Raw genomic sequence first — 26,400 nt, forward strand, 5'->3', positions numbered from 1 at the left:
GGCGGGCCCCTCTGGAGTTCATATGTCACTGACCTACGACGTTCGCCTCTACTCCATCGAGGTCCGCAAGGATCGCCCGAAGCCCTACCGCCTGCGCTGGCTGGTCGGGGAGCGCAAGCACTCCAAGAGCTACACACTCAAGGTCCAGGCCGAGGGACGCCGCTCGGAACTCATGTCCGCCGTGCGACGCGGCGACCAGTTCGACGAGGAAACGGGCCTGCCCGTATCCGAGTTGCGCGCCAAGCAGGGCTCCATCACGTGGTACGAGCACAGTCGAACGTACGTCGACCGCAAGTGGGCGCTGGCACCGGCGAAGTCGCGAAAGAACTACGCCGACGCACTGGCAACTATCACGCCCGCGCTAGTGAAGACGAAGGCAGGGATGCCCGACACCGCACTCATGCGTCGCGCGCTGTACGGGTGGGCGTACAACCGGAACCACTGGGACATGACCCCGCCGGACGATGTGACCAGTGCCCTTGCCTGGATCTCGAAGAACTCCATGCCGGTCTCCGCGCTGGAAGACCCGGCGACGGTACGCCTGGCCCTGGACGCGCTGTCCCTACGGCTGGACGGGAAGGAGGCATCGCCGCGCACCGCGAAGCGCAAGCGGGCTTGCCTGAGCGACGTTCTCGGACTCGCTGTGGAAGAGCAGTACTTCAGCATGCCGGTCAACCCGATCAGGGCCGTGAAGTGGACCGCCCCAAAGTCTGTGGAAGCGGTGGACCCCGAGAGCGTCGCCAATCCCCGCCAGGTCCGCGCGCTGCTTGCCGGCATCCGTGAGCAGGGCCCGCGCGGGCGGCATCTCGAAGCGTTCTTCGGGTGCCTGTACTACGCGGCCATGCGGCCGGCCGAGGCCACCGGACTGCGCGTGAGCCAGTGCCACCTCCCGGAGGCGGGATGGGGGATGCTCACCCTGCGACAGGGCGTTGTCCGAGCGGGGCGCGACTGGACTGACGACGGGAAGGCGCATGAGGCACGCCACCTCAAGGCCCGCGCAAAGAAGGACTCCCGCCCGGTGCCGATCCCGCCGCATTTCGTCCGCCTGCTACGGCAGCACATCGCCACGCATGGCGCTGCGCCCGATGGTCGCCTCTTTCGGACGAACCGTGACGGCCTGCTACAGGAGACGGGCTATGGGGAGGTGTGGGCCAGGGCCCGAAAGGACGTGCTGAGCGAAGCCGAGACGGCATCGTTGCTGGCCCGCCGCCCCTACGACCTGCGGCACGCTGGAGTTTCGTTCTGGCTCAGTTCCGGGGTGGACGCGATGGAGTGTGCCCGGCGCGCTGGCCACAGCATCGCGGTACTGCACAAGGTGTACGCCAAGGTGCTTGACCAGACGAGGGAGCGTGCGAACAGCCGGATCGACGCAGCTCTTCGGGAGTGGAACGAGCCGGAGTGATCAAGCTCTCCCCCGGGGGACACCTGGGGGACACGCACTGATCGACAGTGGGATACGGGCGGTACGAGGTGAGACACGTCCACGCCCCGTCCACAACGAATCGAACAGAGCGAGGCAAAAGGAAACCCCCTCTGACCAGGTAAGTAACCTGGTCAGAGGGGGTCTACTTTCATGTGGCGGCGCCAGGGTTCGAACCTGGGTAGGCTAAGCCGGCAGATTTACAGTCTGCTCCCTTTGGCCACTCGGGCACACCGCCGGGGCTGCTGCCTCTCGAACCGCTTTTCGGCGGTGCTCCGTGGCAACGACGTAAACGATACCCGATGCCCAGGGGTGCTTCGCCACCCGATTGACCGGCGCTCGGAGGGGAGGGGGTGGCTACGCTTATGCGGATGCGGCCCGGGGCCTACACCGGGCTCGGCGGCTGCCCCCACGCACGCCGATACGCAGTGACACGCATCGATACGCACCCCGATACAAGGAGCCACAGGACATGGCCGACTCCAGTTTCGACATCGTCTCGAAGGTCGAGCGGCAGGAGGTCGACAACGCCCTCAACCAGGCCGCCAAGGAGATCTCCCAGCGCTACGACTTCAAGGGCGTGGGTGCCTCGATCGCATGGTCCGCCGAGAAGATCGTCATGGAGGCGAACTCCGAGGACCGGGTCAAGGCGATCCTCGACGTCTTCCAGTCCAAGCTGATCAAGCGCGGCATCTCGCTGAAGGCGCTGGACGCCGGTGAGCCGCAGCTCTCCGGCAAGGAGTACAAGATCTTCGCGTCGATCGAGGAGGGCATCTCCCAGGACAACGCGAAGAAGGTGGCGAAGATCATTCGCGACGAGGGCCCCAAGGGCGTGAAGGCCCAGGTGCAGGGCGACGAACTGCGGGTCAGCTCGAAGAGCCGCGACGACCTCCAGGCCGTGCAGTCCCTGCTCAAGGGCAAGGACTTCGACTTCGCGCTGCAGTTCGTGAACTACCGGTAGAAACAGTTCGTGAACTACCAGTAGAACTACGCTTCGCGCGTCCGCCGCGCGCTGTTACGAGGAAGGGTGGGCATCCGTCGATGCCCACCCTTCTCGCCTGCCGGTTGTGGCATGGGATGCGCTGGGGCCTGTCCGGCCGGTCAAGTCTCGGGAAGGCAGCGGCGACTGACCGGTGCCGGTGAGCGGCTGCAACGCCGCAGCTGTGCGTGCCGGGTGGCTCGCCTTCGGCGGGGTCCGCTGGACGGGTCCTAGTTGCGCGAGTTGCCGAACAGGATGCGGTAGGCGATCAGGAGGACGAGCGCGCCACCTATCGCCGAGGCCCAAGTGGCGCCGTCGTAGAAGTTCTTGGCGACCGGGTGGTCCAGCCAGCGGGCTGAGATCCAGCCGCCGATGAACGCGCCCGCGACGCCGATGATGGTCGTACCGATGAAGCCGCCCGGGTCGCGGCCCGGCAGCAGGAATTTGGCGATGGCTCCGGCCAACAGTCCCAGGATGATCCAGCTGATGATGCCCATGCCGTGAACCTGCCCTCTCACGCTGTGCCTGCACCTATCCGGAGCTGTGAATTCCGCCCGGACAGGCTGTGTTCGTAGGTCCTTGCGCACGGCCTGTGCCCTGCATGTTCTGCCGTGTCGATGAACAGGACGTCACGGATGCGTGTGGTGGTTGCAGGCATCGGTGGCCTGCGAGGACCGCTCAGGATGCCGGTGCCGTCGTGCGTATGCGGAAGTCGGTCCACGGTGTCGGTTCGGGGGCACCGTCGTAGTCCTCGTACCAACCCGTGCCGTCAAGCCAGGCGCGCAACCAGTCGGCGAGGCTGGGCGCGTCGACGTACCACGCGTGGTCGGCCTCGTCGGCGTTCGGCTCGTAGAGGAGGACCGTGGCCTGTGGGGTTCGGCAGTCCACGCACGCGTACATCGCGCAGCCCCAGTGGGATATCGGCAGGACGCCCTCGGGCCAGGGCCAGTCGGGGTCCTTGTGTCCGCTCGCGCGCTTGGCGAGGTACTGCGTGACGGCGGCGGGCTCGCCGGCCGGTGGGTCGCCGAGGAGGGGCAACAGGCCGTATTCCGGGCCGAATCCGCCGTCTCCTATGCGTGTGTAGAGCGCGGCGAGCAGCGGGGGCAGGCGGAAGCCCAGGGCGGCCTCGGCGCGGGTCACCGTGGCCTCGTCCACGGGGGCCGGAAGTGAAGTCCAGCCCGACGGGCGGGTGTTGCGGGCCTCGGCGGCCACCCGTGTCAGCAGTTGCTGCTCGTTCTCGGTCATGGCTTCATAGTGCCGCGCGCCACTGACAATCGGGCCGGCCTGTGGACAACCCTGCGGTTGTGGAAAACCGCTGGTCGTACGCTCCGGCTGCTGGCGTGGTGCGGTGACGAGCGGTCAGGCCAGCCTGACTTCGACGCGCCGTTCGGCGAGGAACGCGAGCAACTTCTCGAACGTCGGTGGGCGTCGGCCGGTGTGCGGGGTGACGCCGAGGCAGGCGCGGGCTATGGCGGCGTCGTGCCAGACGAGGGTGAAGGGAGGAGTGGCTCCCCAACTGCCGCGCAGGCAGTCATTCAGAGCGTCCAGGCCCCAACCGAAGTAACCGGCGGGGCCGTTCACCGCCTCGCCCAGGGCACAGAAGAAGCCGGATGCGTCGGTGATGTGGCTGCCGTCGAGGTGGTAGACGGTAGCCGGCGGACGGTCCGGAGCGGTGTGGGTGTGGTTCGCCAGAGCTGTGTCCAACCAGAAGCGGCGGCCTTCAGCATCGCAATCGGCCCAGCGGTTGGGCACGGAGGGGCGACCCTCACCCCACAGCTCCCACACTTCCCGGGCCGCGAGCGGTGGCCGTTCCGTCCATGGGTCGAGGGTGAGGTCGACCAGGCCCGGGCCGCGCGCGGACGGGATCCAGGCCCGTAACTCTCCCTCGGCGGCGGGCTGCACGGGCCGACCGGACGTGTCGATGCGCACCACCTTGACGTGGCCCAGGTCCTCTTCCCCGCCGTCCAGGGCCGCCCGCAGCGCGCCGCGCGGGGAGCAGCCCAACAGGCGTAGAGAAGGCTCCAGTTGTTCGGGCCGGTCCTCCTGGACGTGGGCCAAGTCCCGGCAACCGCCCCATGGTTCGCCGTCCGCGCCCAGTATCCGGTAGCCCGGGGACAGGGGCGGGCACTGCGGACAGTCGTCGGGGTTGTCGTCGGACTGTGTGCCCTCGACGGTGACGTCTCTCAACGACAGGTCACGCGCGCAGGGACGGTCGGCTACGACGCGTACGTCCTCCAGCCGCCACTCGCCCTCTCCCCCGCCGGTCTTGTCGAGGGTCTCCAGGGTGAGCGGGCCGAGCAGTGCCGAACCGTCGGCACGCGCGCATGCGAGGGCTGTTCGCAGGTTGCCCTCGGGTGCGCAGCCGAGCAGTTCGTACGTCCCGCGCGTGGGTGGGGGCGGGTCGGCGAAGAGGTCGGCGGCGTCCTGGCACAGGGCCCAGGTCTCCTCGTAGCCGTGCTCGCCGGTGGACTCGGCACCTTCGTCGTACGACAGCAGGACGTACTTGGGCGCCCCCACCACTGCCCGCCGTCAGCGGCTGGTGAACGGCTGGTCCGTGGGCACGATTTCGCGACCCAGGGGGAACAGCGAGACCGGGATCAGCTTGAAGTTGGCGATGCCGAACGGGATGCCGATGATGGTGATGCACATGGCGATGCCGGTGACGATGTGCGCCAGGGCCAGCCACCAGCCCGCGAGGACCAGCCACAGGACGTTGCCCACGCAGGAGGGGGCGCCCGCGTCCCGGCGCTCGACCGTCGTGTACCCGAAGGGCCACAGGGCGTAGACGCCGATACGGAAGGCGGCGATGCCGAAGGGGATGCCGATGATCGTGATGCACAGCAGCACGCCGGCGAGCAGGTACCCGAGGAACAGCCAGAAGCCGCTCAGGACGAGCCAGATGACGTTCAGGATGGTTTTCACTGAGGGCGACCTGCCATCTTCTCTAGCCGGGCGATGCGCTCCGCCATCGGCGGGTGTGTCGAGAACATCTTGGAGAGTCCCTGGCCCGGGCGGAAGGGGTTCGCGATCATCATGTGGCTCGCGGTCTCGATGCGGGGTTCCGGGGGCAGCGGAAGCTGCTTGGTGCCGGCGTCGAGCTTGCGCAGCGCGCTCGCGAGGGCGAGGGGGTCTCCGGTGAGCTGGGCGCCGGACGCGTCCGCCTCGTACTCCCTGGAGCGGCTGATGGCCAACTGGATGAGGCTGGCCGCGAGGGGACCCAGGATCATGATCATCAGCATGCCCAGGATACCGGGGCCGTCGTCGTCGTTCGAGCGGCCGATCGGGATCAGCCAGGCGAAGTTGACCAGGAACATGATCACCGAGGCGAGGGCGCCGGCGACCGACGAGATCAGGATGTCGCGGTTGTAGACATGGCTGAGTTCGTGGCCGATGACTCCGCGCAGTTCGCGCTCGTCCAGGATGCGCAGGATGCCTTCCGTGCAGCACACGGCGGCGTTGCGCGGGTTTCGGCCCGTCGCGAAGGCGTTGGGGGCCTCCGTGGGCGAGATGTACAGGCGCGGCATGGGCTGGCGGGCCTGGGTGGAGAGGTCGCGGACCATCCGGTACAGGGCCGGGGCCTCGAACTCGCTCACCGGGCGGGCGCGCATCGCGCGTAGCGCCAGTTTGTCGCTGTTCCAGTACGCGTACGCGTTCGTGCCCAGCGCGATCACGACCGCTACGACGAGCCCCATACGGCCGAAGAAGCTGCCGATGACGATGATGAGTGCGGACAGTCCCCCGAGGAGAACTGCGGTCCTGAGCCCGTTGTGCCGGCGGTGCACGGTACGCCCTCCAAATCGTGCAGCAGGGGAACCCTTTGCTTGCTGATCTCTGATGCCACCGGTGTCGTGGTGTCACGTCCAGTGGACCCTCCCGTACTGGTCAACGCCAGGCGGGGGGCTCTAGTTCCCTTGTGCGTACGACGCCGGGGGTGGGCCGTCCGGGTGAGGACGGTGGTATGTGCCGGTGGCTCAGAAGAGTCCGGTGCCGGCGAAACGCAGGACCAGTTGGGGTGCTCCGGAGAGGGCGATTCCGAGGGCGCCGGTGAGGGCGAGCGCGGCGGTGAGGGGCGCGGGGACGCGGTGTTCGGCGTGCTCGCCCTCCGGGGCGCGGAACAGCAGGGCCGTCCACTGGAGGTAGTAGAAGAGCGCGATCACCACGTTGACGGCCATGACGACCGCGAGCCAGCCCAGGCCCGCGTCGACGGCCGCCGAGAAGACGGTCACCTTGGCGAAGAGCCCGATGACGCCCGGCGGCAGCCCGGCGAGGCACAGCAGGAAGAAGGCCAGGAGCAGTGCCGCGAGCGGGTTCGACGCGTAGAGGCCGCGGTAGTCGCTGATGCGGTTGAGGGCTCTGCTACGGCCCACCAGTGCGGCCACCGCGAAGGCTCCGAGGTTCACGGCCGCGTACATGAGGGCGTAGGCGACGGTGGAGCCGATCGACTTCTGGGCGTCCTTGGAGTACGCGGCGGCGGCGATCGGTACGAGGAGGTAGCCGGCCTGGCCGACAGAGGACCAGGCGAGCAGCCGTACCGCGCTGTACGCGCGCGTGGTCTGTTGGCGCAGGGCGCCCAGGTTGCCGACCGTCATGGTGAGGGCGGCCAGCGCGGCGAGTGCCGGGCCCCACACGTCGGCGTACGACGGGAAGGCGACGACGGTGACGAGGATCAGGCCGGAGAAGCCGACCGCCTTGCCGACGACCGACAAGTAGGCGGCGATCGGGAGGGGCGCTCCTACGTAGGTGTCGGGTACCCAGAAGTGGAAGGGGACGGCGGCCGTCTTGAAGGCGAAGCCGATGAGGGTGAGGGCGACGCCGGTCTGGGCGAGGGTGTGGAACTGGCCGTCGACGTGCTGGATGCGGTCGGCGATCCGGGTGAGGTACAGGGTGCCCGTGGTGGCGTAGACGAAGCTGACGCCCATCAGGCTGACCGCGGTCGCGGTGACCGAGGACAGGAAGAACTTGAGGGCCGCTTCGGCGGACTTCCTGTCGCCGTGCCGGATGCCGACGAGGGCGAAGGCGGGCAGGGAGGCGACCTCCAGGGCGACGATCAGGGTCGCGAGGTCGCGGGAGGCGGGCAGGAGCGCGGCGCCCGCGGCGGAGGACAGGAGCAGGAACCAGTACTCCCCTTCGGGGAGTCCCTTGTCGGCGTCCTTCAGGGTGGTGATCGACAGGAGGGCAGCCAGTAGGGCGCCGCCGAGGACAAGGAGCTGGATGACCAGGGTGAAGCGGTCCGCCGTATAACTGCAGGCGGTCGCGTCGCCGGGGAGGCAGAAGGTGGCGCGGTCGCCGTCCAGGAGGGGCAGCAGCATCAGCGCGGAGGCGGCCAGGCCCGCGACGGACACCCAGCCCAGGAGGGCTTTCCTGGCCTCCTGGAGGAACAGGTCGGCGACGAGAACCACCAGGCCGACGACCGCCGTGATGGTCGGCGGTGCGATCGCGAGCCAGTCGACGGACTGGACCATCGACTCCGCGAGAGGCTGGGCCAGGGCGCTCATCGGGTGCCTCCTGAGAGGAGCTGCTGCACGGCCGGGTCGGTCAGGCCGAGGAGTGCCTTCGGCCACAGGCCGGCGGCGACGGTGAGGGCGACGAGCGGGGTCCAGGCGGCGAACTCGTACGTCTGGACGTCGGCGAGTTTCGGCGCTTCCTGCGCCACGGCGCCCATGCAGACGCGGCGGACCACGGCGAGCATGTAGGCGGCGGTCAGCAGGCTGCCGAAGGCCGCGATCGCCATGAAGGTGAGGAACGCCGGGCGGCTGAGGTCGGCGGCGGGCTTGAACGCGCCGAACAGCGCAAGCATCTCGCCCCAGAATCCGGCGAGTCCGGGCAGTCCGAGCGAGGCGACGGCGGCGAAGGCGAGCAGGCCGCCGAGGCGCGGTGCCTTGCCGTAGAGGGCGGCGCCGGTCTCCTCGGCCAGGGTGTCCAGGTCGGTGGTGCCCGTGCGGTCCTTGAGGGCGCCGACGAGGAAGAAGAGCAGGCCGGTGATGAGGCCGTGGGCGATGTTGGCGAAGAGCGCGCCGTTCACGCCGGTCGGCGTCATCGTCGAGATGCCGAGCAGGACGAAGCCCATGTGACCGACGGAGGAGTACGCGATGAGGCGTTTGAGGTCGCCCTTAGCGCCCTGTTTCGCGAGGGCGAGGCAGGCCAGGGAGCCGTAGATGATGCCGACGACGGCGAAGGCGGCGAGGTAGGGCGCGAAGGTGTGCATGCCGTCGGGGGCGATCGGCAGCAGGATGCGGACGAACCCGTACGTGCCCATCTTGAGCAGCACGCCGGCGAGCAGGACCGAGCCGACGGTCGGGGCGGCGGTGTGGGCGTCGGGCAGCCAGCTGTGCAGCGGCCACATCGGGGTCTTGACGGCGAGTCCGATCCCGATCGCCAGAACGGCGATGACCTGCACGGATGTAGTCAGCGACCGGCCGTTGTCAGTGGCGAGTGCCACCATGTCGAATGTGCCCGCCTTGATTCCGATCAGGAGCAGGCCGAGCAGCATGACGACGGAGCCGAGCAGCGTGAAGAGGATGAACTTCCAGGCGGCCTGGGTCCGTTGGGCACCGCCCCAGCGGGCGATGAGGAAGTACATCGGGATCAGGACGGTCTCGAAGGCGAGGAAGAAGAGGATCAGGTCGAGGACGGCGAAGGTGGCGAGGGTGCCGGACTCCAGGACGAGGATCAGGGCGACGAACGCCTTCGGGGACGGGCCCGTTGGCATCTTGAAGTAGGAGTAGAGCGCGCAGAGGAAGGTCAGCAGCGCGGTCAGCAGCAGGAGGGGGAGGGAGATGCCGTCGATGCCGAGGTGGATGCGCACGTCGAGTGCGGGGATCCAGCTGATGTCGGTCGTGGCCTGCATCTTCGAGGGATGGTCGTGGTCGAAGCCGAGCGCGAGGACGATCGCGGCGATGAGGATCACGCCGGTCACGGTCACGCCGTGCCGTAGTACGGCCTGGTCGGGCGACTTCCCCTTCAGTCCCGGCGGGGCGGGCAGCAGAGCGGTGACGGCGCCGAGGAGCGGGCCGACGACGATGAACGCCAGAAGGACCTGCATCACGGACTCGTTGATATCGATCACGCCTGCTCACGCTCCCGTGGCGACGAGGAGGACGGCGACCGTCAGGACGACGGTGCCGGCGAGCAGCGCGCTCACATAGGTCTGCATATTGCCGGTCTGGGCGCGCCTGACGGCGGCTCCGAGCAGGCGGGGCAGGGTGCCCGCGCCGCGTACGTAGGTGTCGACGACCTCACGGTCGAGGAACCGGACGAGACTCGCCGCGGCCATCACCGGGCGGACGAACAGGTCCGTGTACACGGCGTCCAGGTGGAAGCCGGAGGCCGCGTGGCGGTGCAGCGGGCCGAGTAGCAGGCGGCCCGGGTCCGCCGGGTCGGGTGCCGAGGCGACGTCCCCGTAGGCCGGTGTGTGGCTCGCGATGGCCTCGGTCTCGACGAGTCCGGCGTCGCCCTCCGGGTGGGCCGCGACCGCGCCCAGCGGTGTGCGGGCCGCGAGCGCGGTGGTGTGCCGCCAGGCGCCGTAGGTGACGATGCCGCCGACGAGGGCGACGCCCGTGCCCAGCACCGAGGTGGTGAGCGTCGGGGTGAGGTCGCGGCCGTCGAACCAGTCGGGGAGCACGCGGTAGGCGAGTCCGCCGAGGGCGAGGGACGGGACGGCGAGCACCCACAGCACGGCGTTCATCGCCACGGGCTGCCTGCCGTGGTCGGGGGCCTCAACTCCCCGTCCGTGGAAGGCGAGCAGCCACAGGCGTGTCGCGTACGCGGCGGTGAGGAGGGCGGCGAGCAGGCCGGCGACGAGGACGATCCAGCCCGCGACGCCGGGGATGTGCGCGGTGTCTCCGGTGGCCGCGTGTTCGGCGGCGCCGAGGACGGACTCCTTGGAGAAGAAGCCGCTGAAGGGCGGGATCGCGGCGAGCGCGAGGAGCGCCACGGTCATCGTCCAGAAGGCGTCGGGGACGCGGGCGCGGAGGTTGCCCATGCGGGACATGGCGGCGAGCGAGTTGGTGCCGGAGGCGTGGATGATCACGCCGGCCGCGAGGAAGAGCAGCGCCTTGAAGGCGCCGTGGGACAGGAGGTGGAAGACGGCGGCACCGCGGTCGCCGACGGCGAGGGCGCCGGTCATGTAGCCGAGTTGGCCGATCGTCGAGTACGCGAGGACGCGCTTGATGTCGTCCTGGGCGAGCGCGGCGAGACCCGAGCCGGTCATCGTCACGGCGGCCATGACGGCGAGAACGACCATCGCGGCCGAGGACGCCTCGAAGACCGGGAGGAGACGGGCGACGAAGTAGACACCGGCGGCGACCATCGTCGCGGCGTGGATCAGCGCGGAGACCGGGGTCGGGCCCGCCATCGCGTCGGGGAGCCAGGTGTGCAGCGGGAACTGCGCCGACTTGCCCGCCACGCCGGCCAGGAGCAGCAGGGCGATCAGCGTCGGGTGGTGCAGCCCGCCGTTCGCGACCGTGCTGAGGATCTTGGTGATGCGGAAGGACCCGGCGTCGGTGGCGAGCGCGAACAGGCCGATCAGGAAGGGGACATCGCCGAGCTTGGTGACGAGGAAGGCCTTGATGGAGGCGGCGCGGGCCTCCGGGGTCTCCCAGTAGTGGCCGACGAGGAAGTAGGAGCAGATGCCCATGACTTCCCAGCCGACCAGCAGCACGATCAGGTCGCCGGAGTAGACGACGAGGAGCATCGCGGAGGTGAAGAGGGAGACGAGCGCGGCGTACGAGGGGTAGCGCGGGTCGTCGCGCAGGTAGCCCGTCGAGTAGATCTGCACACAGGTGGCGACGAAGGCGGCGAGTACGGCGACGAGGGCGGCGAAGCCGTCGATGTGCAGGGCGAGTTCGACGGGGACCGAGCCGGTGGGCGTGAGTTCGGTGGCGGAGTCGACGGCCGCGTCACCGCCCTGCCGTACGGCGACGACCGCGGCCAGCGCGAGCGCGGCGAGCGACGGCAGGACGGCGAGCGGGCGGACGAAGCCGGGGGCGGTGCGGCCCAGGAGCAGGCCGGCCGCGGCGCCCAGGAAGGGGAGAAGGGGGACGAGGACGGCGAGGGTGGTCGTGGTCACGCGGTGGCCTCAGCCTTCTCGGCCGCGGGGGGCTCGGTGCCGTTGCTGTGTGAGCCGCTCGGGTTGGGCATGCCGGTGCTGGGCCCGCCGGTGCTGTCGGAGCCGCCGGATCCGTCGGGGCCACTGAATCCGTCGGGGCCGTCGGTTTCGTGGCCCTCGGCGGTGTCGCGGAGTTTGTCGATGTCGGAGGTGCCCCGGCCTCGGTAGACGGCGAGGACGATCGCCAGGCCGATGCCGATCTCAGCGGCGGCGATGGCGATGGTGAACAGGGTCAGAGCCTGGCCGGAGTGCAGCTTCTCCTCGGCCGTCCTGCTGAGCCAGACGTCGAAGGCGACCAGGTTCAGGTTGACGGCGTTGAGCATCAGCTCGACCGACATGAGGACGAGGATCGCGTTGCGGCGGGCGAGGACGCCGTAGATGCCGGTGCAGAAGAGGAGGGCGGCGAGCACGGCGGGATAGACCAGGTGCATCAGCGGGTTCCCTTCTGCTCGGTGGGGCTGTTCTGCGCGGTTGCTTCGCTCTGCTCGGTTGCTTCGCTCTGCTCGGTTGCTTCGCTCTGCGCGGTTGCGTTGTTCTGCGCGGTCTGGCTCTGCTCGGTCGGGTCGTTCCGCTCGGTCCGGTTGTCCCGCCGGGTCGGATCGTTGCCTTGAGAACGGCTATTTCGCCTGAACGTGTGATTGCGGGAATCCGGGACGGATGGGGAACTACCGGTCGCACCCCGGGAGTTCACAGGGGGAGAGCTCAGCTCCGACTTCGTCTTGCGGGACAGGACGATCGCGCCGACCAGTGCCGCGAGGAGAAGGACGGAGAGGGCCTCGAAGGGGAGGACCCAGTTCTGGAACAGGCTCGCGCCGGTCACCGCGGTCGAGCCGGCGGCCGGACCGTCCAGGTCCATCCAGGTCGCGCGGAAGGCGTCGACGACGACCCAGACCAGGGCCGCCGCGGCGGCGACGGCCACGGCGAGGGCGGCCCAGCGGTTGTCGGAATCAGCGTCCGGGGAGCGGCCGATGGGGGCCTTGGTGAGCATCAGACCGAAGAGAAGGAGGACGACGACGGAACCGACGTAGATGAGGACCTGCACCCAGGCGATGAACTCGGCGGTGAGGAGGAGGTATTCGACGGCGAGACCCCCGAGGGTCACCACGAGCCACAGGGCGGCGTGCACCAGCTGCTTGGTGGTGACGGTGACGAGGGCGGCGCCGAAGGTGACCAGGCCGACGAGGAGAAAGGCGATCTCGACGCCGGTCGGGGAGAGGAAGCCGTGGGTGTGGGGGGCGGCGAGGGGTGCCGTGGCGTTGACAGTGACGGCGACGGTTTCGGCGAGGGTCACGACTGGCCCTCCGGCGGATCGGTGGGGTTGGGCTTCGCGGCTTCGGTGGGGTTGGGCTTCGCGGCTTCGGCGGGGTTGGGCTTCGCGGCTTCGGCGGGGTCGGGCTTCGCGGCTTCGGCGGGCCTGGTCTGCTCGGCCCCGGTGACCTCGGCGGCTGGAGTGGCGGCTGCGGGCCCTGCAGTTTCCGCAGCCTGCGGGGACTCTGTGGGCTTGGTCTGCGCAGCCTCGGTGACCTCTACGGCCGGCGTAGCCTTCGCGGACTCCGCGGCTTCCGTGGACTGTGCGGCACCTGCGGGCTTGGTCCGCGCGGTCTTTGCAGGCGCCCCGGTCTCCGGAGTCTGCGTGGCCTCCACGGTCGCTGCGGCTTCCGTGGACTGTGCGGCACCTGCGGGCTTGGTCCGCGCGGTCTTTGCAGGCGCCCCGGTCTCCGGAGTCTGCGTGGCCTCCACGGTCGCTGCGGCTTCCGCGGCCTGAGTTGCCTGTGCTGCCTGTGCTGCCTGTGCTGCCTGTGCTGCCTGTGCTGCCGCCAGCTTCTCGGCGGTCTTGTGGGCGGCGGCGATCTCCTTGGGTTCCTCGGACTTGGGGTCGAGGGCCGGTGGAGCCGGGACGGTCCACATCCACTCGCGGAGCTTGTCGCGTTCGTGGGTGAGTTCGTGGATGTCGGTCTCGGCGTACTCGAACTCCGGGGACCAGAACAGCGCGTCGAAAGGACAGACCTCGATGCAGATACCGCAGTACATGCACAGGGAGAAGTCGATGGCGAAGCGGTCGAGGACGTTGCGGCTGCGCTCACGGCCGCCGGGGGCCACCGCCGGGACCGTCTCCTTGTGGGAGTCGATGTAGATGCACCAGTCGGGGCACTCACGGGCGCAGAGCATGCAGACCGTGCAGTTCTCCTCGAACAGGCCGATGACTCCGCGGGTGCGGGGCGGAAGGTCGGGCTGGGTGTCCGGGTACTGCTCGGTGACGGTCTTCTTCGTCATCGTGCGGAGGGTGACGGCCAGGCCCTTGGCGAGACCGGAGCCGGGGATCGGGGCCATCAGAGGAACACCACCTTCACGATGCCGGTGAGGGCGATCTGAGCGAGGGAGAGGGGGACGAGGAGGGTCCAGGAGAGTTTCTGGAGCTGGTCCTCGCGCAGGCGGGGATAGGTGACGCGGAGCCAGATGACGACGAAGGCGAGGACTCCGGTCTTCAGCAGGGTCCACACCCAGCCGAGGCCGTCCGCGCCCCAGGGGCCGTGCCAGCCGCCCAGGAAGAGGACGGTGGTCAGGCCGCACAGGACGACGATTCCGGCGTACTCGGCGAGGAGGAAGAGGGCGAAGCGGAGCCCGGTGTACTCGGTGTAGGCGCCGAAGATGATCTCGGAGTCGGCGACGGGCATGTCGAAGGGGGGCCGCTGGAGTTCGGCGAGGCCGGCGATGAAGAACACGATCGCGCCGACGATCTGCCAGGGCAGCCACCACCAGTGGAAGGCGTCGAGGATGCCGGGGAGGGAGACCGTGCCGGCTGCCATCGCCACGGAGGCGGCGGTGAGCAACATGGGGAGTTCGTAGGCGAGGAGTTGTGCGGCGGTGCGGAGGCCGCCGAGGAGGGAGAACTTGTTGGCGGAGGCCCAACCGGCCATGAGTGAGCCGAGGACGCTCACGCCCATCACCGCGAGGACGAAGAAGATGCCCGCGTCCAGGACCTGGCCGACGGCGCCCTCGCTCGGGCCGATGGGGATCGCGAGGAGGACGAGCAGGTACGGGAGGAGGGCGACAGCGGGGGCGAGTTGGAAGATACGGCGGTCCGCGCCCGCCGGGACGATGTCTTCCTTCTGGGCGAACTTGACGCCGTCCGCGACGAGTTGGGCCCAGCCGTGGAAGCCGCCGGCGTACATCGGGCCGAGGCGGCCCTGCATGTGGGCCATCACCTTGTGCTCGGTCTGACCGACGATCAGGGGGAAGGTGAGGAAGACGACGAAGACGATCAGGAGTCGCAGGGCGACGTCTGGTACGTCGTTCACTGCGGGCCTCCTGTGGGGGTGTCGGGCGTTGGGTTTTCGGGGGTGGGGGGTGAATCGGGCCCTTCAACTGCGTCCGTTTCCGGTGCAGTTGTGTCCGAGTCGGGCTCGGTCTCCTCGAAGGCTGGGCGGGCGTTGTGCCACGGGGCGTCCGTGCTGCGGGGAGCGGCGGAGGGCTGGGTGGCGTCGCCCTCTCGCGTTGATGCCGGTCCCTGTGACGGTTCTGCCGCAGGTGCCGATTCCGGCGCCGGCGCCTGTTGCGATGCCGAACCCTCGCTCGCGCTACGCGCCCGGCGCGGCCCAGCAGGCGGTACCACAGGGGCACGAACGCCCTCGGCCGACCGAGCCGGGCCCTCGGTCGCGGGCACCGTGCCCTCACTCGCCGGTGCTGCGCCCTCAACCGGCGAGGCCTCGCTCCCGGCGGGCGCCCCTGTCGACCCAGCTGATGACGCCCCACCCGAAGCAGACGGCGCCGCACTTCCCATCGGCGGCACCGCACCTTCCTCCGAAGGCACCGCACCCCCAGCCGGCGCCCCCTGACTCACCGACCCCTCCGAAGCCGAGCGGGCCCGCCGCACAGGGCGATCGCCGGCCGCCGCATGTGCCGGACCGTCACCGGCCGCGCGGGCAGGAGGTTCACCCGCCGCACCTGTCGCACGGTCACCCGTTCCACGCACCGGACGCTCACCCGCCGCACGTACCGGACGCTCACCCGCAGCCCGTCCCGCCCCCCGCGCAGGCCGCGTCGGGGCCGCCGGAAGCTGGCCCTTCAACGGGCCCCACTCGTTCGGGTCGGGGACGCCCGGCGGGAGCATCTGGCGGCGTTTCGGGCCGCCGTGGTCGGACTCACCCGGTTCCTTCGCTCCGGGCCAGGCCTTGGCGACTCGGGCCGCGAGGACGAAGTCCTTGCGGAGGGGGTGGCCTTCGAAGGTTTCCGGGAGGAGGAGGTGGTCCAGTCCCGGGTGGCCCTCGAAGTCGACGCCGAACATTTCGTGGGTCTCGCGTTCGTGCCAGGCGGCGCCCGCGTAGACGTCGACGGCGGTGGGAAGTGCCGGGGTCTCGTGCGGGACGGTCGTACGGACGAGGAGGCGGCGTACCGGTGCCAGTGCCACGACGTGGGCGGAGACGCGGAAGCCGGTGCCTGGTTCGTCGACCGCGCTCAGCCAGTCGAAGTAGGTGCAGCCCAGGTCGTCGCGGGCGGTGCGCAAGGCGGCGAGCCAGGTGGTGGTGGGTACGTCGACCGTGAGGAGGTCGTAGGACTCCTCGGCCGTGGCCTCCGTGCCGAACAGTTCCTCGACCGGTGCGGGCAGCCAACCGACGGCGGTCATCGGGCGTCCCCCGAGCCGGAGTTGGAGCCCGAGTCGGTGCCCGAGCCGGAGTCGGAGTCGGTGCCCGAACCCGAGCCCGAGTCGGTGCCCGAGCCCGAGCCGAAGTCGGAATCGGAGTCGGGGTCGGAGGACGGACCGGCACCGGCACCGGCACCCGCACCCGCACCCGCACCCGGCGAGTCCGCACCCGCACCCTTACCCGCGGAACCCCCACCAGCCACTGCCGCCGGCGCCGTCACCAGCCCGCTCTGCAGCGCCGCCGTGGAAGCCCGGCTCCCGGCCACCCCGTACCGCTCCCCCAGCGACTCCCGGGCGATCTTCTCCTGGAGTTTGAGGATGCCCTGGAGGAGGGCCTCGGGGCGGGGCGGGCAGCCGGGGACGTAGACGTCGACCGGGATGATCTGGTCGACGCCCTTGGTGACCGAGTAGGAGTCCCAGTACGGGCCGCCGCAGTTGCTGCACGCGCCGAAGGAGATGACGTATTTGGGCTCGGGCATCTGCTCGTAGAGGCGTTTCACGGCCGGGGCCATCTTGTCCGTGACCGTGCCGGAGACGACCATCAGGTCCGCCTGGCGCGGGCCGGGCGCGAAGGGGATCACGCCGAGGCGGATGAAGTCGTGGCGGGCCATGGACGCGGCGATGAACTCGATGGCGCAGCAGGCGAGGCCGAAGTTGAAGACCCAGAGGGAGTAGCGGCGGCCCCAGTTGAGGACCACCTTCATGGGTTCGGGAGCGAGGCGGGCGAGGGCGCCCAGGCGTTTCGGCTCCGGCAGCATCACGGGCTCGGGGGTCACGTCCATGCCAGGACGCCCTTCTTGTATGCGTACAGCAGGCCCACGGTCAGGAAGCCCAGGAAGATGAACATCTCGACGAGGGTGGTCGCGCCGTAGCCCGGCGCGGCGAAGACCGTCGCCCAGGGGAAGAGGAAGATCGAGTCGACGGCGAAGATGACGTACAGGAACGCGTAGACGTAGTACCGGACTTGGGTGTGGGCCCAGCCCTCGCCGACGGGGTCGACGCCGCACTCGTAGGTCAGGAGTTTCTCGGGGGTGGGGACGACCGGGCGCAGCAGGCGGCCGGCGCCGAAGGCCACGGCGACGAAGAGGACGCCGACGACGGCGAGCAGTCCCACGACGGAGTAGGACCGGAAGTAGTCCGCCGAGTCCGCCGCGACGACCACGGTCGGCTCCCGCAAGGTTCCCGGCAACATCTCCCGCAAGTCCGACCCCTCCTCCTCGGCACGGGCTTCCCCACGGCCCGCTCCGGTGACCCGGTGCCCCCGTGACCCATGTGAACTCTGTGTTCGACGATCTGTACGCACGGGAGTCTAGGCCCTGTTAAAGGGACGGTAAGCAGCCCGTCACGCCTTGACCTCACCCGAGATGCCCCTGATCTCCCCCTGAGATCCCGTGGTGGGGTTTTCCCCAGCAGACCCGGGCGGCGGACCTCATGGCGCTGAAGCGCGTCGCGGGGCACGCTGGCCCATATGACCGTACGCATCCCCTACGCCGACCCGGCGGCACCCGGCGGCGAGCTCGACGAGCCGCTGCCGCCGGCCCGCTTCGCCTACGACCGACACACCTGGAAGGAGATCGCGCATCTCCTGACGAATCTGCCGGTGTCGGTGTTCGGCTTCGTCTATGTGGTGACGATGCTGTCCATCAGCGGCGGGCTGACCGTCACCGTGGTCGGGTTCCCGCTGCTCGCGCTCGGGTTGATGGGCGCCCGGCTGATCGGAAGGTTCGAGCGGGGCCGGGCCCGGCGGCTGCTCGGGGTGCGGATCGACGAGCCGAGCCCGTTGCCGTGGCGCAAGGGCGGCGGGCTGCTGCAACGGGTGTGGATGGCGCTGAAGGACCCGGTCGGCTGGCGGACGGTGCTGTACGACGGGATGCGCCTGCCGTGGGGCATCGTCACCTTCACCGTCACGCTGACCTCGCTGTTCGTGCTGTGGCCGGTGCTGCCGTTCATCGCGCGCGGGCTGGCGAACGCGGACCGGGCGATGGTGCGCGGCCTCCTCTCCCCCTCCGACGAACTGGAGCGCCGTATCGCCGAGTTGGAGTCCGACCGGGGTGTCGTGGTCGACACGGCGGCGGCGGATCTGCGGCGGATCGAGCGCGACCTGCACGACGGGGCGCAGGCCCGGCTGGTCAATCTGGCGATGGGCCTGGGGCTGGCCAAGGAGAAGTTGCTGGAGGGCCAGGCCGACGAACAGGTCGCCGCGATGGTCGACGAGGCGCACGGCGAGGTCAAGCTGGCGCTCCAGGAGCTGCGGGACCTCGCGCGCGGGATCCATCCCGCCGTCCTCACCGACCGCGGGCTGGACGCCGCCCTCTCCTCCGTCGCCTCGCGCTGCACGGTGCCGGTGAAGGTGACCGCCGACATCGGCGCGCGCCCGGCCGCGGCCATCGAGGGCATCGCGTACTTCACCGTCTCCGAGCTGCTGCAGAACATCAGCAAGCACAGCGGCGCCCGTTCGGCGTCGGTGGACGTGTGGCGGTCGGACGACCGGCTGCTCATCCAGGTCTGGGACGACGGCCGCGGCGGCGCGAACCTCGACGGCGGCACCGGCATGCGCGGCCTCGCCGACCGACTCGGCGCGGTCGACGGCCTGTTCGTCCTCGACTCCCCGCCGGGCGGACCCACGACCGTCACGGCGGAGCTGCCGTGGCGCGAGCGTGACCGGACCACCGAACCGGGCCGGGGGTAGGGAAAACCCCCCTCCCGGGAGGCCGACGGACTCCATGGCCCACGGACCTGCGGTCGAGCAGTCTGGAGATACGACGGCACGGCCGGCACGGCTGCGGATAACGAGTAGAACGGGACGACGTCAATGGCCACGGAGTACGGGCAGGGGTACGGAACGCACGGCACGTTCGACCTCGACGAGCGGCGCCGGCGGCGGCACCGGCTGCCGACCGCGCTGCGCGCACCCTTCGAGGCGCGCAGCTGGCGGGAGTTCGGCTATGTGCTGCTGAGCCTGCCGATCAGCATCCTGCTCTTCACCTACGCCGTCACGATGGTGTCGCTGGGCGCGGGCCTGCTGATCACCTTCCTCGGCGTGCCGGTCCTGGCGGGCGCCCTGGCCGGCTGCCGCGGCTTCGGCGCGCTGGAGCGGGCCCGGGCGCGTCGGCTCCTCGACCTGGACGTCGCCGCCCCCGAGCCGCTGCGCATGAAGAAGAACGGCCCGATGGCCTGGATGGGCGCGGTCCTCAAGAGCGGCGTGTCCTGGCGCCATCTGCTGTACGCCCTGCTGCACCTCCCGTGGGCGGTCTTCTCCTTCGTCGTCGGCCTCAGCTTCTGGACGTACGGCTGGGCTCTCCTGACGTACCCGCTGTGGTTCTGGGTGTTCCCGATGTACGGCGGTGGGGGCGGCCTTCAGCTCTACGGCGACGAGCACCACCGGATCTACCTGGACAACCCCTTCGAGATCACCGTGACCGCGCTGGTCGGACTGCTGTTCACGCTGGCCACGCCGTGGATCGTGCGGGCACTGACGATGGTGGACCGGGTGATGGTGCACGGGCTGCTCGGCCCGTCGACGCTGGCGACCCGGGTCGTGGAGCTGGAGTCGGACCGGGGTGTCGTGGTCGACACGGCGGCGGCGGATCTACGGCGGATCGAGCGCGACCTGCACGACGGGGCGCAGGCCCGGCTCGTGGCCCTGGCCATGGATCTGGGGCTGGCGAAGGAGAAGCTGACGGAGGACCCGCAGGCGGCGGCGCGGATGGTCGGCGAGGCGCACGGCGAGGTCAAGACGGCGTTGCAGGAGCTGCGGGATCTGGCGCGCGGGATCCATCCGGCGGTGCTGACCGACCGGGGGCTGGACGCGGCCCTGTCCTCCGTGGCCTCGCGGTGCACGGTGCCGGTGCAGGTGGACGTGGATCTGCCCGCGCGGCCGGCCGCCGCCATCGAGGGGATCGCGTACTTCACCGTCTCGGAGTTGCTCCAGAACATCAGCAAGCACGCGAAGGCGACCTGGGCCGCGGTGGACGTGTGGCGGGTGGAGAACCGGCTGATGTTGCAGGTCGTGGACAACGGGGTGGGCGGCGCGGACGCCTCCGGCGGTTCGGGGCTGGCCGGTCTCGCCGGGCGGCTGGACGCGGTGGACGGGATTCTGGTGGTGGACTCGCCGGTGGGTGGGCCCACCCGGATCACGGCGGAGCTGCCCTGGCGGGGTTGAGGGGCGAGAGGTACTGGACAGGCCGGACGCCTCCACCCCACCACCTCCACAGGCTGGGGTCCGTTCTAACCACTCAACACACCTGACAGCGGTTAGATTTACCCCCAGCCTCCAGCACGCCCCCAACCCCCGATTCCATCCCCTCGCCCGCACCGGGTCGCGAACCCTGGAATGCTGGACCTGTCGTATGGACGGACGCGGACCGACGCGGGCCGGCAGGGCGGGCAATGGGGGCCGAACATCGTGGAGGACAGGGTGCGGGTGGTCATCGCCGAGGATTCAGTGCTGCTCAGGGAGGGCCTGACCCGGTTGTTGACCGATCGCGGGCACGACGTGGTGGCCGGGGTGGGCGACGGGGACGCGCTGGTGAAGACCATCACCGAGCTGGCCGGGCAGGGCGCGCTGCCGGACGTGGTCGTGGCCGACGTACGGATGCCGCCGACGCACACCGACGAGGGGGTGCGGGCGGCCGTGGAGTTGCGCAAGGCGCATCCCGGCCTCGGCGTGCTGGTGTTGTCGCAGTACGTGGAGGAGCGCTACGCCACCGAACTGCTGGCCGGTTCCACGCACGGCGTCGGCTATCTGCTGAAGGACCGGGTGGCCGAGGTGCGGGAGTTCGTCGACGCGGTGGTGCGCGTGGCCTCGGGCGGTACGGCGCTCGACCCGGAGGTGGTCGCGCAGTTGCTCGGGCGCAGCCGTAAGCAGGACGTGCTCGCGGGACTCACCCCGCGGGAGCGCGAGGTGCTGGGGCTGATGGCCGAAGGGCGGACGAACTCCGCGATAGCCCGGCAGCTCGTGGTGAGCGACGGCGCGGTCGAGAAGCACGTCAGCAACATCTTCCTGAAGCTGGGCCTGTCGCCGAGTGACGGGGATCACCGACGTGTTCTGGCCGTCCTCACCTACCTCAACTCCTGACAGAATCCTGCCAAACTGACACCGTGTCAGCTGTCCGGCCGCCGACCGGCGGTTGTTCACCGCCGTCAGCCATCTGTCAGCCGGGTCCGAGAACCAGTCAACACAACGGGAGCGTCTCCGAGGGAAGTACCGGGGGACGAGAAATCATGACAAGTCAGGGCGTCAGGCCGTCTCAAAACAGCGTCCATCATGCGAACGACCCAAGGAAGGCGACCCTTACAGACGTAGGGTTGATCCTGGGAGGGTCGGCGTGACGACCATGCCCGGACAGCGTCCTCGAAGAGGAGGTCCAGTTCAGTGACCAGCCAGGTCAGTAGCCCAGCGGAGCAGGCCGACGGAGCCGTCGTCGGGGAACAACGCAAACCGGCGGGGGTGAAGGACGTCCACCGCCTGGACCGGGTGATCATCCGGTTCGCCGGTGACTCGGGTGACGGGATGCAGCTCACCGGTGACCGCTTCACCTCGGAGACGGCGTCCTTCGGGAACGACCTCTCCACACTGCCGAACTTCCCGGCCGAGATCCGCGCCCCCGCAGGCACCCTGCCGGGGGTTTCGTCGTTCCAGCTGCATTTCGCCGACCACGACATCCTGACCCCGGGCGACGCGCCCAACGTGCTGGTCGCGATGAATCCGGCCGCCCTGAAGGCGAACATCGCCGATGTGCCGCGCGGTGCGGAGATCATCGTCAACACGGACGAGTTCACCAAACGCGCGCTGCAGAAGGTGGGTTACGCCGCCTCACCCCTCGACGACGGGTCGTTGGACGGCTACAGCCTGCACCGCGTGCCCCTGACGACCCTCACCGTCGAGGCGTTGAAGGACTTCGGCCTGACCCGCAAGGAGGCCGAGCGCAGCAAGAACATGTTCGCGCTGGGCCTGCTGTCGTGGATGTACCACCGGCCGACCGAGGGCACCGAGAAGTTCCTGAAGTCGAAGTTCGCCAAGAAACCCGAGATCGCGGCGGCCAACATCGCGGCGTTCAGGGCGGGTTGGAACTTCGGCGAGACGACGGAGGACTTCGCGGTCTCCTACGAGGTCGCCCCGGCCACCACCGCGTTCCCGACCGGCACCTACCGCAACATCTCCGGGAACCTGGCCCTGTCCTACGGCTTGGTCGCCGCGTCCCGACAGGCGGACCTCCCCCTCTTCCTGGGCTCGTACCCGATCACCCCGGCCTCGGACATCCTGCACGAGCTGAGCCGGCACAAGAACTTCGGCGTACGGACCTTCCAGGCCGAGGACGAGATCGCGGGCATCGGCGCCGCCCTGGGCGCGGCCTTCGGCGGCTCCCTCGCGGTGACGACGACGAGCGGCCCGGGCGTGGCACTGAAGTCGGAGACCATCGGCCTCGCCGTATCCATGGAACTCCCCCTCCTCGTCCTGGACATCCAGCGCGGCGGCCCCTCCACCGGCTTGCCCACCAAGACCGAACAGGCCGACCTGCTCCAGGCGATGTTCGGCCGCAACGGCGAGGCGCCGGTCCCGATCGTCGCCCCCTGCACACCGGCCGACTGCTTCGACGCGGCGATCGAGGCCGCACGCATCGCGCTCACCTACCGCACCCCGGTGATGCTCCTCTCGGACGGCTACCTGGCCAACGGCAGCGAGCCCTGGCGCGTCCCCGACATCGACGAACTCCCGGACCTCACCGTCCAGTTCGCGCAGGGCCCGAACCACACCCTGGACGACGGCACCGAGGTCTTCTGGCCCTACAAACGCGACCCGCAGACCCTGGCCCGCCCCTGGGCCATCCCCGGCACCCCCGGCCTGGAACACCGCCTCGGCGGCATCGAGAAGCAGGACGGCACGGGCAACATCTCCTACGACCCCGCCAACCACGACTTCATGGTCCGCACCCGCCAGGCCAAGATCGACGGCATCGACGTACCGGATCTGGAGGTCGACGACCCGCACGGCGCGCGGACGCTGGTCCTCGGCTGGGGCTCGACGTTCGGCCCCATCACGGCAGCGGTACGACGCCTGCGGGCATCCGGCGAGTCCATCGCCCAGGCCCACCTCCGCCACCTCAACCCCTTCCCCCGCAACCTCGGCGCGGTCCTGAAGCGCTACGACCGGGTGGTGATCCCCGAGATGAACCTCGGTCAGCTCGCCACGCTGGTGCGGGCGAAGTACCTGGTGGACGCGCACTCGTACAACCAGGTGAACGGCATGCCGTTCAAGGCTGAGCAGCTCGCCACGGCTCTCAAGGAGGCCATCGATGGCTGAGACGTCCACGGAAGGCACGGGCACGATCGAAGCACTTTCACTCGTCCCCAAGGCCGAGGCAGTGCAGTCCATGAAGGACTTCAAGTCCGATCAGGAAGTGCGCTGGTGCCCCGGCTGCGGTGACTACGCGATCCTCGCGGCGGTGCAAGGTTTCATGCCGGAGCTGGGCCTCGCCAAGGAGAACATCGTCTTCGTCTCCGGCATCGGCTGCTCCTCCCGCTTCCCGTACTACATGAACACGTACGGCATGCACTCCATCCACGGCCGTGCCCCCGCGATCGCGACCGGACTGGCCGCGTCCCGGCGGGACTTGAGCGTCTGGGTCGTCACCGGCGACGGCGACGCCCTCTCCATCGGCGGCAACCACCTGATCCACGCCCTCCGCCGCAACGTCAACCTCAAGATCCTCCTCTTCAACAACCGGATCTACGGCCTGACGAAGGGCCAGTACTCGCCGACCTCCGAGGTAGGCAAGATCACGAAGTCCACCCCGATGGGTTCGCTCGACGCCCCCTTCAACCCGGTGTCGCTGGCGATCGGCGCGGAGGCGTCCTTCGTGGCCCGCACGATCGACTCGGACCGCAAGCACCTGACCCAGGTCCTGCGCGAGGCGGCGGCCCACCCCGGCACGGCGCTCGTCGAGATCTACCAGAACTGCAACATCTTCAACGACGGCGCCTTCGACGCCCTGAAGGACCGTCAGCAGGCCGAGGAGGCGGTGATCCGCCTGGAACACGGGCAGCCGATCCGGTTCGGCGCGGAGGGTGCGCGGGGGGTGGTCCGGGATCCGGCCACGGGCGACCTGAAGGTGGTCGACGTGACCCCGGACAACGAGTCGCAGATCCTGGTCCACGACGCCCACGCGACCTCGCCGACGACAGCCTTCGCCCTCTCCCGCCTGGCCGACCCGGACACCCTGCACCACACCCCGATCGGTGTGCTCCGGTCCGTGGAACGCCCCGTCTACGACACACAGATGGCCGACCAGCTCGACACGGCGATCGTGCAGAACGGGAAGGGTGACCTGGCCGCACTGCTGGCGGGCGGGGACACCTGGACGGTTGTGGGCTGACGGTTCCGCTCACACGGAAGGGCCGGGGTGCGGTTCTCGCACCCCGGCCCTTCCGTCACTACGCCGATCAGACGTCCGGGGTGTCCCGCTTGACGTGTTTCGCCCGACAAGGAGCCTCGTCGGCGGGGAGAGGCGCCGAGGCGCCGGACCGGGTGAGCCGAAGACGCCTCGCCGCGCGACTCCCGTGCCGGTCCCCCCAGCCACCACTCGTCCGGACCGCACCGCGCACAAGGCAGGACCAGGGCCTGTCCGGGGGATCAGGTCGCAGGAAATGAAGGGCACCTGATCAGCGCCGGTGAGCGGAGTGTGGTGCGTGCGGCTGCAAGGCGGAGGAGGGAGTCGACGCGGTGGAGGCACCTCCCGGCCGAAGGCCGGGGGACGTCGGCGGCCGACGACAACGCCGCTGGGGGTCCCCCACGCCTTTAGGGCAGCGGGAGAGGGCGTGCCAGGCCCCGCGTCTGCGACAGGATCCGCCGGACAGACCCTAGAGCCCCCCGGCGGTACCCGCTCGCCCCTTCGCCGTGTCGTACGCCTCCCGCGCCTCCAGCACCCGCCCCATCCGGTCCGTGGCCCACAGCGCCAGCCCCCGTACCTGTTCGGCCGCCTCGCGGCCCAGGTCGGTCAGGGAGTAGTCGACGCGCGGCGGAATCACCGGCTGTGCGTCGCGGTGGACCAGGCCGTCCCGCTCCAGCGTCTGCAGGGTCTGGGCCAGCATCTTCTCGCTGACCTGCCGCACCTCTCCGATCGCCCGGCGGAGTTCGCTGAAGCGGTAGGGGCGGCCGAGGAGTTCGATGAGGACCAGGACGCCCCAGCGGGACGTGACGTGTTCCATGATCAGGCGGTGCGGGCACATCGCCTCGCCCACCGCGCGGCTGCCGCCGGCCACCTCTGCACTTACTGCCATGCCAGTACCTTACTTCAAAGTGGGTACTTTCCACGAGTTAGCGCCTCCCCTAGGGTTAGTGGCACGCACCGCATCGCATCACACCGCACCACGCCGCACCCCTACAAGGAGTCGTCACCATGAGCATCGTCGTCACCGGAGCCACCGGACACCTCGGCCGTCACGTCGTGGAGCAGTTGCTGGAGAAGGTTCCGGCCGACCGGATCACCGCCGTCGTACGGACGCCGGAGAAGGCCGCCGACTTCGCCGAGCGCGGCGTGAAGATCGTCGTCGCGGACTACAACGCCCCCGAGACCTACGACACCGTCTTCGCCGCCGGCGACAAGGTGCTGCTGATCTCCGGCAACGAGTTCGAGAAGGGCCGCGTCGGGCAGCACAAGGTCGTCATCGAGGCCGCGAAGGCCGCCGGTGTCGCGCTCCTCGCCTACACCAGCGCCCCCGGCCCCCTCGCCGCCGCCCTGGCCGACGACCACCGCGGCACGGAGGAGGCGCTGCTGGCGTCCGGAGTGCCGTACGCCCTGCTCCGCAACGGTTGGTACAACGAGAACTACACCGAGAACCTCGCCCCCGTCCTGGAGCACAACGCCGTCGTGGCCGCCGCCGGTGACGGCCGGGTCTCCTCCGCCTCGCGCGCCGACTACGCCGCTGCCGCCGTCGCGGTACTGACCGGCGAGGGCCACGAGAACCAGACGTACGAACTGGGCGGCGACGAGGCGTGGAGCTTCGCCGAGTACGCGGCCGAGCTGAGCCGGCAGACCGGCAAGGAGATCGCCTACAACAACGTGCCCGGCGAGACGCTGATCGGCATCCTCACCGGCGCCGGACTGCCCGAGGCGTTCGCCGCGATCTTCGCCGGTGTCGACGCGTCCATCGCGCAGGGTCAACTGGTCGTGTCCAGCGGCGACCTGTCCCGCCTGGCGGGCCGCCCGACCACGCCGATCAGCGAGGCGATCGCGGTCGCGCTGAAGGGCTGA

The 26,400-nt window shown here is 69.7% G+C and carries 23 protein-coding genes, 1 tRNA gene and 1 pseudogene; 8 read left to right on the forward strand and 17 right to left on the reverse strand.

Going from position 1 to position 26,400, the window contains the following annotated elements:
• The first annotated feature begins 22 nt into the window (after positions 1-22).
• Positions 23-1,402 (forward strand): tyrosine-type recombinase/integrase, encoded by a 1,380-nt coding sequence (locus OG226_RS21875; protein ID WP_329349784.1) that lies wholly within the window; start codon positions 23-25, stop codon positions 1,400-1,402.
• A gap of 174 nt (positions 1,403-1,576) precedes the next feature.
• Here the strand turns inward: OG226_RS21875 and OG226_RS21880 are convergent.
• Positions 1,577-1,658: transfer RNA gene (locus OG226_RS21880), tRNA-Tyr, on the reverse strand.
• A 234-nt stretch (positions 1,659-1,892) separates the two neighbouring features.
• On the opposite strand from OG226_RS21880, the gene OG226_RS21885 reads away from it, so the two are divergent.
• A complete protein-coding gene (locus OG226_RS21885; protein ID WP_328680175.1) occupies positions 1,893-2,381 on the forward strand; it encodes a YajQ family cyclic di-GMP-binding protein in 489 nt (162 codons plus the stop codon).
• Between the two features lie 248 nt (positions 2,382-2,629).
• On the opposite strand, the gene OG226_RS21890 is transcribed toward OG226_RS21885, so the two are convergent.
• The 15 genes and pseudogenes from OG226_RS21890 to OG226_RS21960 all read right to left on the reverse strand — a co-directional run bounded on the left by OG226_RS21890 (position 2,630) and on the right by OG226_RS21960 (position 17,324).
• A complete protein-coding gene (locus OG226_RS21890) occupies positions 2,630-2,896 on the reverse strand; it encodes a GlsB/YeaQ/YmgE family stress response membrane protein (protein ID WP_019061143.1) in 267 nt (88 codons plus the stop codon).
• A gap of 181 nt (positions 2,897-3,077) precedes the next feature.
• Positions 3,078-3,644, reverse strand: coding sequence for an SMI1/KNR4 family protein (locus tag OG226_RS21895; protein WP_329349785.1), 567 nt, complete (start codon positions 3,642-3,644; stop codon positions 3,078-3,080).
• A 114-nt stretch (positions 3,645-3,758) separates the two neighbouring features.
• On the reverse strand, positions 3,759-4,916 hold the full coding sequence (locus OG226_RS21900) for a barstar family protein (protein WP_329349787.1): 1,158 nt from the start codon (positions 4,914-4,916) through the stop codon (positions 3,759-3,761).
• A 12-nt stretch (positions 4,917-4,928) separates the two neighbouring features.
• Complete coding sequence (locus OG226_RS21905; RefSeq protein ID WP_328680178.1) at positions 4,929-5,321, reverse strand: YccF domain-containing protein; 393 nt, start codon at positions 5,319-5,321, stop codon at positions 4,929-4,931.
• Positions 5,318-6,181, reverse strand: coding sequence for a zinc metalloprotease HtpX (gene htpX, locus OG226_RS21910; protein ID WP_019061147.1), 864 nt, complete (start codon positions 6,179-6,181; stop codon positions 5,318-5,320). Before htpX ends, OG226_RS21905 begins: the two co-directional genes overlap by 4 nt.
• Before the next feature lie 189 nt (positions 6,182-6,370).
• Positions 6,371-7,894, reverse strand: coding sequence for an NADH-quinone oxidoreductase subunit N (locus tag OG226_RS21915; RefSeq protein WP_329349789.1), 1,524 nt, complete (start codon positions 7,892-7,894; stop codon positions 6,371-6,373).
• On the reverse strand, positions 7,891-9,465 hold the full coding sequence (locus tag OG226_RS21920; RefSeq protein ID WP_329349790.1) for a complex I subunit 4 family protein: 1,575 nt from the start codon (positions 9,463-9,465) through the stop codon (positions 7,891-7,893). The genes OG226_RS21915 and OG226_RS21920 overlap by 4 nt, the downstream gene beginning before the upstream one ends.
• A 6-nt stretch (positions 9,466-9,471) precedes the next feature.
• The gene (locus tag OG226_RS21925) at positions 9,472-11,466 is read right to left on the reverse strand and encodes an NADH-quinone oxidoreductase subunit 5 family protein (RefSeq protein WP_329349791.1); all 1,995 of its coding nucleotides are present in this window, start codon (positions 11,464-11,466) and stop codon (positions 9,472-9,474) included.
• Positions 11,463-11,936, reverse strand: coding sequence for an NADH-quinone oxidoreductase subunit NuoK (gene nuoK / locus OG226_RS21930; RefSeq protein WP_328680182.1), 474 nt, complete (start codon positions 11,934-11,936; stop codon positions 11,463-11,465). The genes OG226_RS21925 and nuoK overlap by 4 nt, the downstream gene beginning before the upstream one ends.
• A complete protein-coding gene (locus tag OG226_RS21935; RefSeq protein WP_328680183.1) occupies positions 11,936-12,796 on the reverse strand; it encodes an NADH-quinone oxidoreductase subunit J family protein in 861 nt (286 codons plus the stop codon). The genes nuoK and OG226_RS21935 overlap by 1 nt, the downstream gene beginning before the upstream one ends.
• 499 nt (positions 12,797-13,295) lie before the next feature.
• Positions 13,296-13,836: pseudogene (locus OG226_RS21940) on the reverse strand (NuoI/complex I 23 kDa subunit family protein); the annotation flags it as partial.
• Positions 13,836-14,804, reverse strand: a complete 969-nt coding sequence (locus OG226_RS21945) for a complex I subunit 1/NuoH family protein (RefSeq protein ID WP_328680184.1) — start codon at positions 14,802-14,804, stop codon at positions 13,836-13,838. The pseudogene OG226_RS21940 and the gene OG226_RS21945, both read right to left, overlap by 1 nt.
• Positions 14,801-16,129, reverse strand: coding sequence for an NADH-quinone oxidoreductase subunit C (locus OG226_RS21950; RefSeq protein WP_329349792.1), 1,329 nt, complete (start codon positions 16,127-16,129; stop codon positions 14,801-14,803). Before OG226_RS21950 ends, OG226_RS21945 begins: the two co-directional genes overlap by 4 nt.
• Positions 16,126-16,929: an NADH-quinone oxidoreductase subunit B gene (locus OG226_RS21955; RefSeq protein ID WP_329349793.1), complete on the reverse strand. Its 804-nt coding sequence runs from the start codon at positions 16,927-16,929 to the stop codon at positions 16,126-16,128. The genes OG226_RS21950 and OG226_RS21955 overlap by 4 nt, the downstream gene beginning before the upstream one ends.
• On the reverse strand, positions 16,920-17,324 hold the full coding sequence (locus OG226_RS21960) for an NADH-quinone oxidoreductase subunit A (RefSeq protein ID WP_443044936.1): 405 nt from the start codon (positions 17,322-17,324) through the stop codon (positions 16,920-16,922). The genes OG226_RS21955 and OG226_RS21960 overlap by 10 nt, the downstream gene beginning before the upstream one ends.
• A gap of 291 nt (positions 17,325-17,615) precedes the next feature.
• On the opposite strand from OG226_RS21960, the gene OG226_RS21965 reads away from it, so the two are divergent.
• The 5 genes from OG226_RS21965 (at position 17,616) to OG226_RS21985 (ending at position 24,522) form a co-directional block, all read left to right on the forward strand.
• Complete coding sequence (locus OG226_RS21965) at positions 17,616-18,836, forward strand: sensor histidine kinase (RefSeq protein WP_328680187.1); 1,221 nt, start codon at positions 17,616-17,618, stop codon at positions 18,834-18,836.
• Positions 18,837-18,959: 123 nt separating this feature from the next.
• Positions 18,960-20,309, forward strand: coding sequence for a sensor histidine kinase (locus OG226_RS21970; RefSeq protein WP_329349794.1), 1,350 nt, complete (start codon positions 18,960-18,962; stop codon positions 20,307-20,309).
• 255 nt (positions 20,310-20,564) lie between these two features.
• Positions 20,565-21,224, forward strand: a complete 660-nt coding sequence (locus tag OG226_RS21975) for a response regulator transcription factor (RefSeq protein ID WP_329353469.1) — start codon at positions 20,565-20,567, stop codon at positions 21,222-21,224.
• A 297-nt stretch (positions 21,225-21,521) separates the two neighbouring features.
• Positions 21,522-23,450 (forward strand): 2-oxoacid:acceptor oxidoreductase subunit alpha, encoded by a 1,929-nt coding sequence (locus tag OG226_RS21980; protein WP_329349795.1) that lies wholly within the window; start codon positions 21,522-21,524, stop codon positions 23,448-23,450.
• Positions 23,443-24,522 carry a 2-oxoacid:ferredoxin oxidoreductase subunit beta gene (locus tag OG226_RS21985; protein WP_328680190.1) on the forward strand — a complete coding sequence of 360 codons (1,080 nt, stop codon included), beginning with the start codon at positions 23,443-23,445 and terminating at the stop codon, positions 24,520-24,522. The genes OG226_RS21980 and OG226_RS21985 overlap by 8 nt, the downstream gene beginning before the upstream one ends.
• A gap of 484 nt (positions 24,523-25,006) precedes the next feature.
• Here the strand turns inward: OG226_RS21985 and OG226_RS21990 are convergent, their stop codons facing one another.
• Entirely contained in the window at positions 25,007-25,426 is a 420-nt protein-coding gene (locus OG226_RS21990; RefSeq protein WP_329349796.1) for a winged helix-turn-helix transcriptional regulator, read from the reverse strand.
• A 119-nt stretch (positions 25,427-25,545) separates the two neighbouring features.
• On the opposite strand from OG226_RS21990, the gene OG226_RS21995 reads away from it, so the two are divergent.
• Entirely contained in the window at positions 25,546-26,400 is an 855-nt protein-coding gene (locus OG226_RS21995; RefSeq protein WP_328680192.1) for an SDR family oxidoreductase, read from the forward strand.

Origin of the sequence: Streptomyces sp. NBC_01261, from assembly GCF_036226385.1 — a bacterium.
Taxonomy (GTDB): domain Bacteria; phylum Actinomycetota; class Actinomycetes; order Streptomycetales; family Streptomycetaceae; genus Streptomyces.

Bases quoted from the DNA above. Each gene is read 5' to 3' on its own strand.
- OG226_RS21970 (WP_329349794.1), top strand. From the start codon at position 18,960: ATGGCCACGGAGTACGGGCAGGGGTACGGAACGCACGGCACGTTCGAC.
- OG226_RS21955 (WP_329349793.1), bottom strand. From the start codon at position 16,929: ATGGACGTGACCCCCGAGCCCGTGATGCTGCCGGAGCCGAAACGCCTG.
- OG226_RS21985 (WP_328680190.1), top strand. From the start codon at position 23,443: ATGGCTGAGACGTCCACGGAAGGCACGGGCACGATCGAAGCACTTTCA.
- OG226_RS21990 (WP_329349796.1), bottom strand. From the start codon at position 25,426: ATGGCAGTAAGTGCAGAGGTGGCCGGCGGCAGCCGCGCGGTGGGCGAG.
- OG226_RS21885 (WP_328680175.1), top strand. From the start codon at position 1,893: ATGGCCGACTCCAGTTTCGACATCGTCTCGAAGGTCGAGCGGCAGGAG.
- OG226_RS21950 (WP_329349792.1), bottom strand. From the start codon at position 16,129: ATGACCGCCGTCGGTTGGCTGCCCGCACCGGTCGAGGAACTGTTCGGC.
- nuoK (WP_328680182.1), bottom strand. From the start codon at position 11,936: ATGCACCTGGTCTATCCCGCCGTGCTCGCCGCCCTCCTCTTCTGCACC.
- OG226_RS21965 (WP_328680187.1), top strand. From the start codon at position 17,616: ATGACCGTACGCATCCCCTACGCCGACCCGGCGGCACCCGGCGGCGAG.
- OG226_RS21890 (WP_019061143.1), bottom strand. From the start codon at position 2,896: ATGGGCATCATCAGCTGGATCATCCTGGGACTGTTGGCCGGAGCCATC.
- OG226_RS21915 (WP_329349789.1), bottom strand. From the start codon at position 7,894: ATGAGCGCCCTGGCCCAGCCTCTCGCGGAGTCGATGGTCCAGTCCGTC.
- OG226_RS21875 (WP_329349784.1), top strand. From the start codon at position 23: ATGTCACTGACCTACGACGTTCGCCTCTACTCCATCGAGGTCCGCAAG.
- OG226_RS21995 (WP_328680192.1), top strand. From the start codon at position 25,546: ATGAGCATCGTCGTCACCGGAGCCACCGGACACCTCGGCCGTCACGTC.
- OG226_RS21895 (WP_329349785.1), bottom strand. From the start codon at position 3,644: ATGACCGAGAACGAGCAGCAACTGCTGACACGGGTGGCCGCCGAGGCC.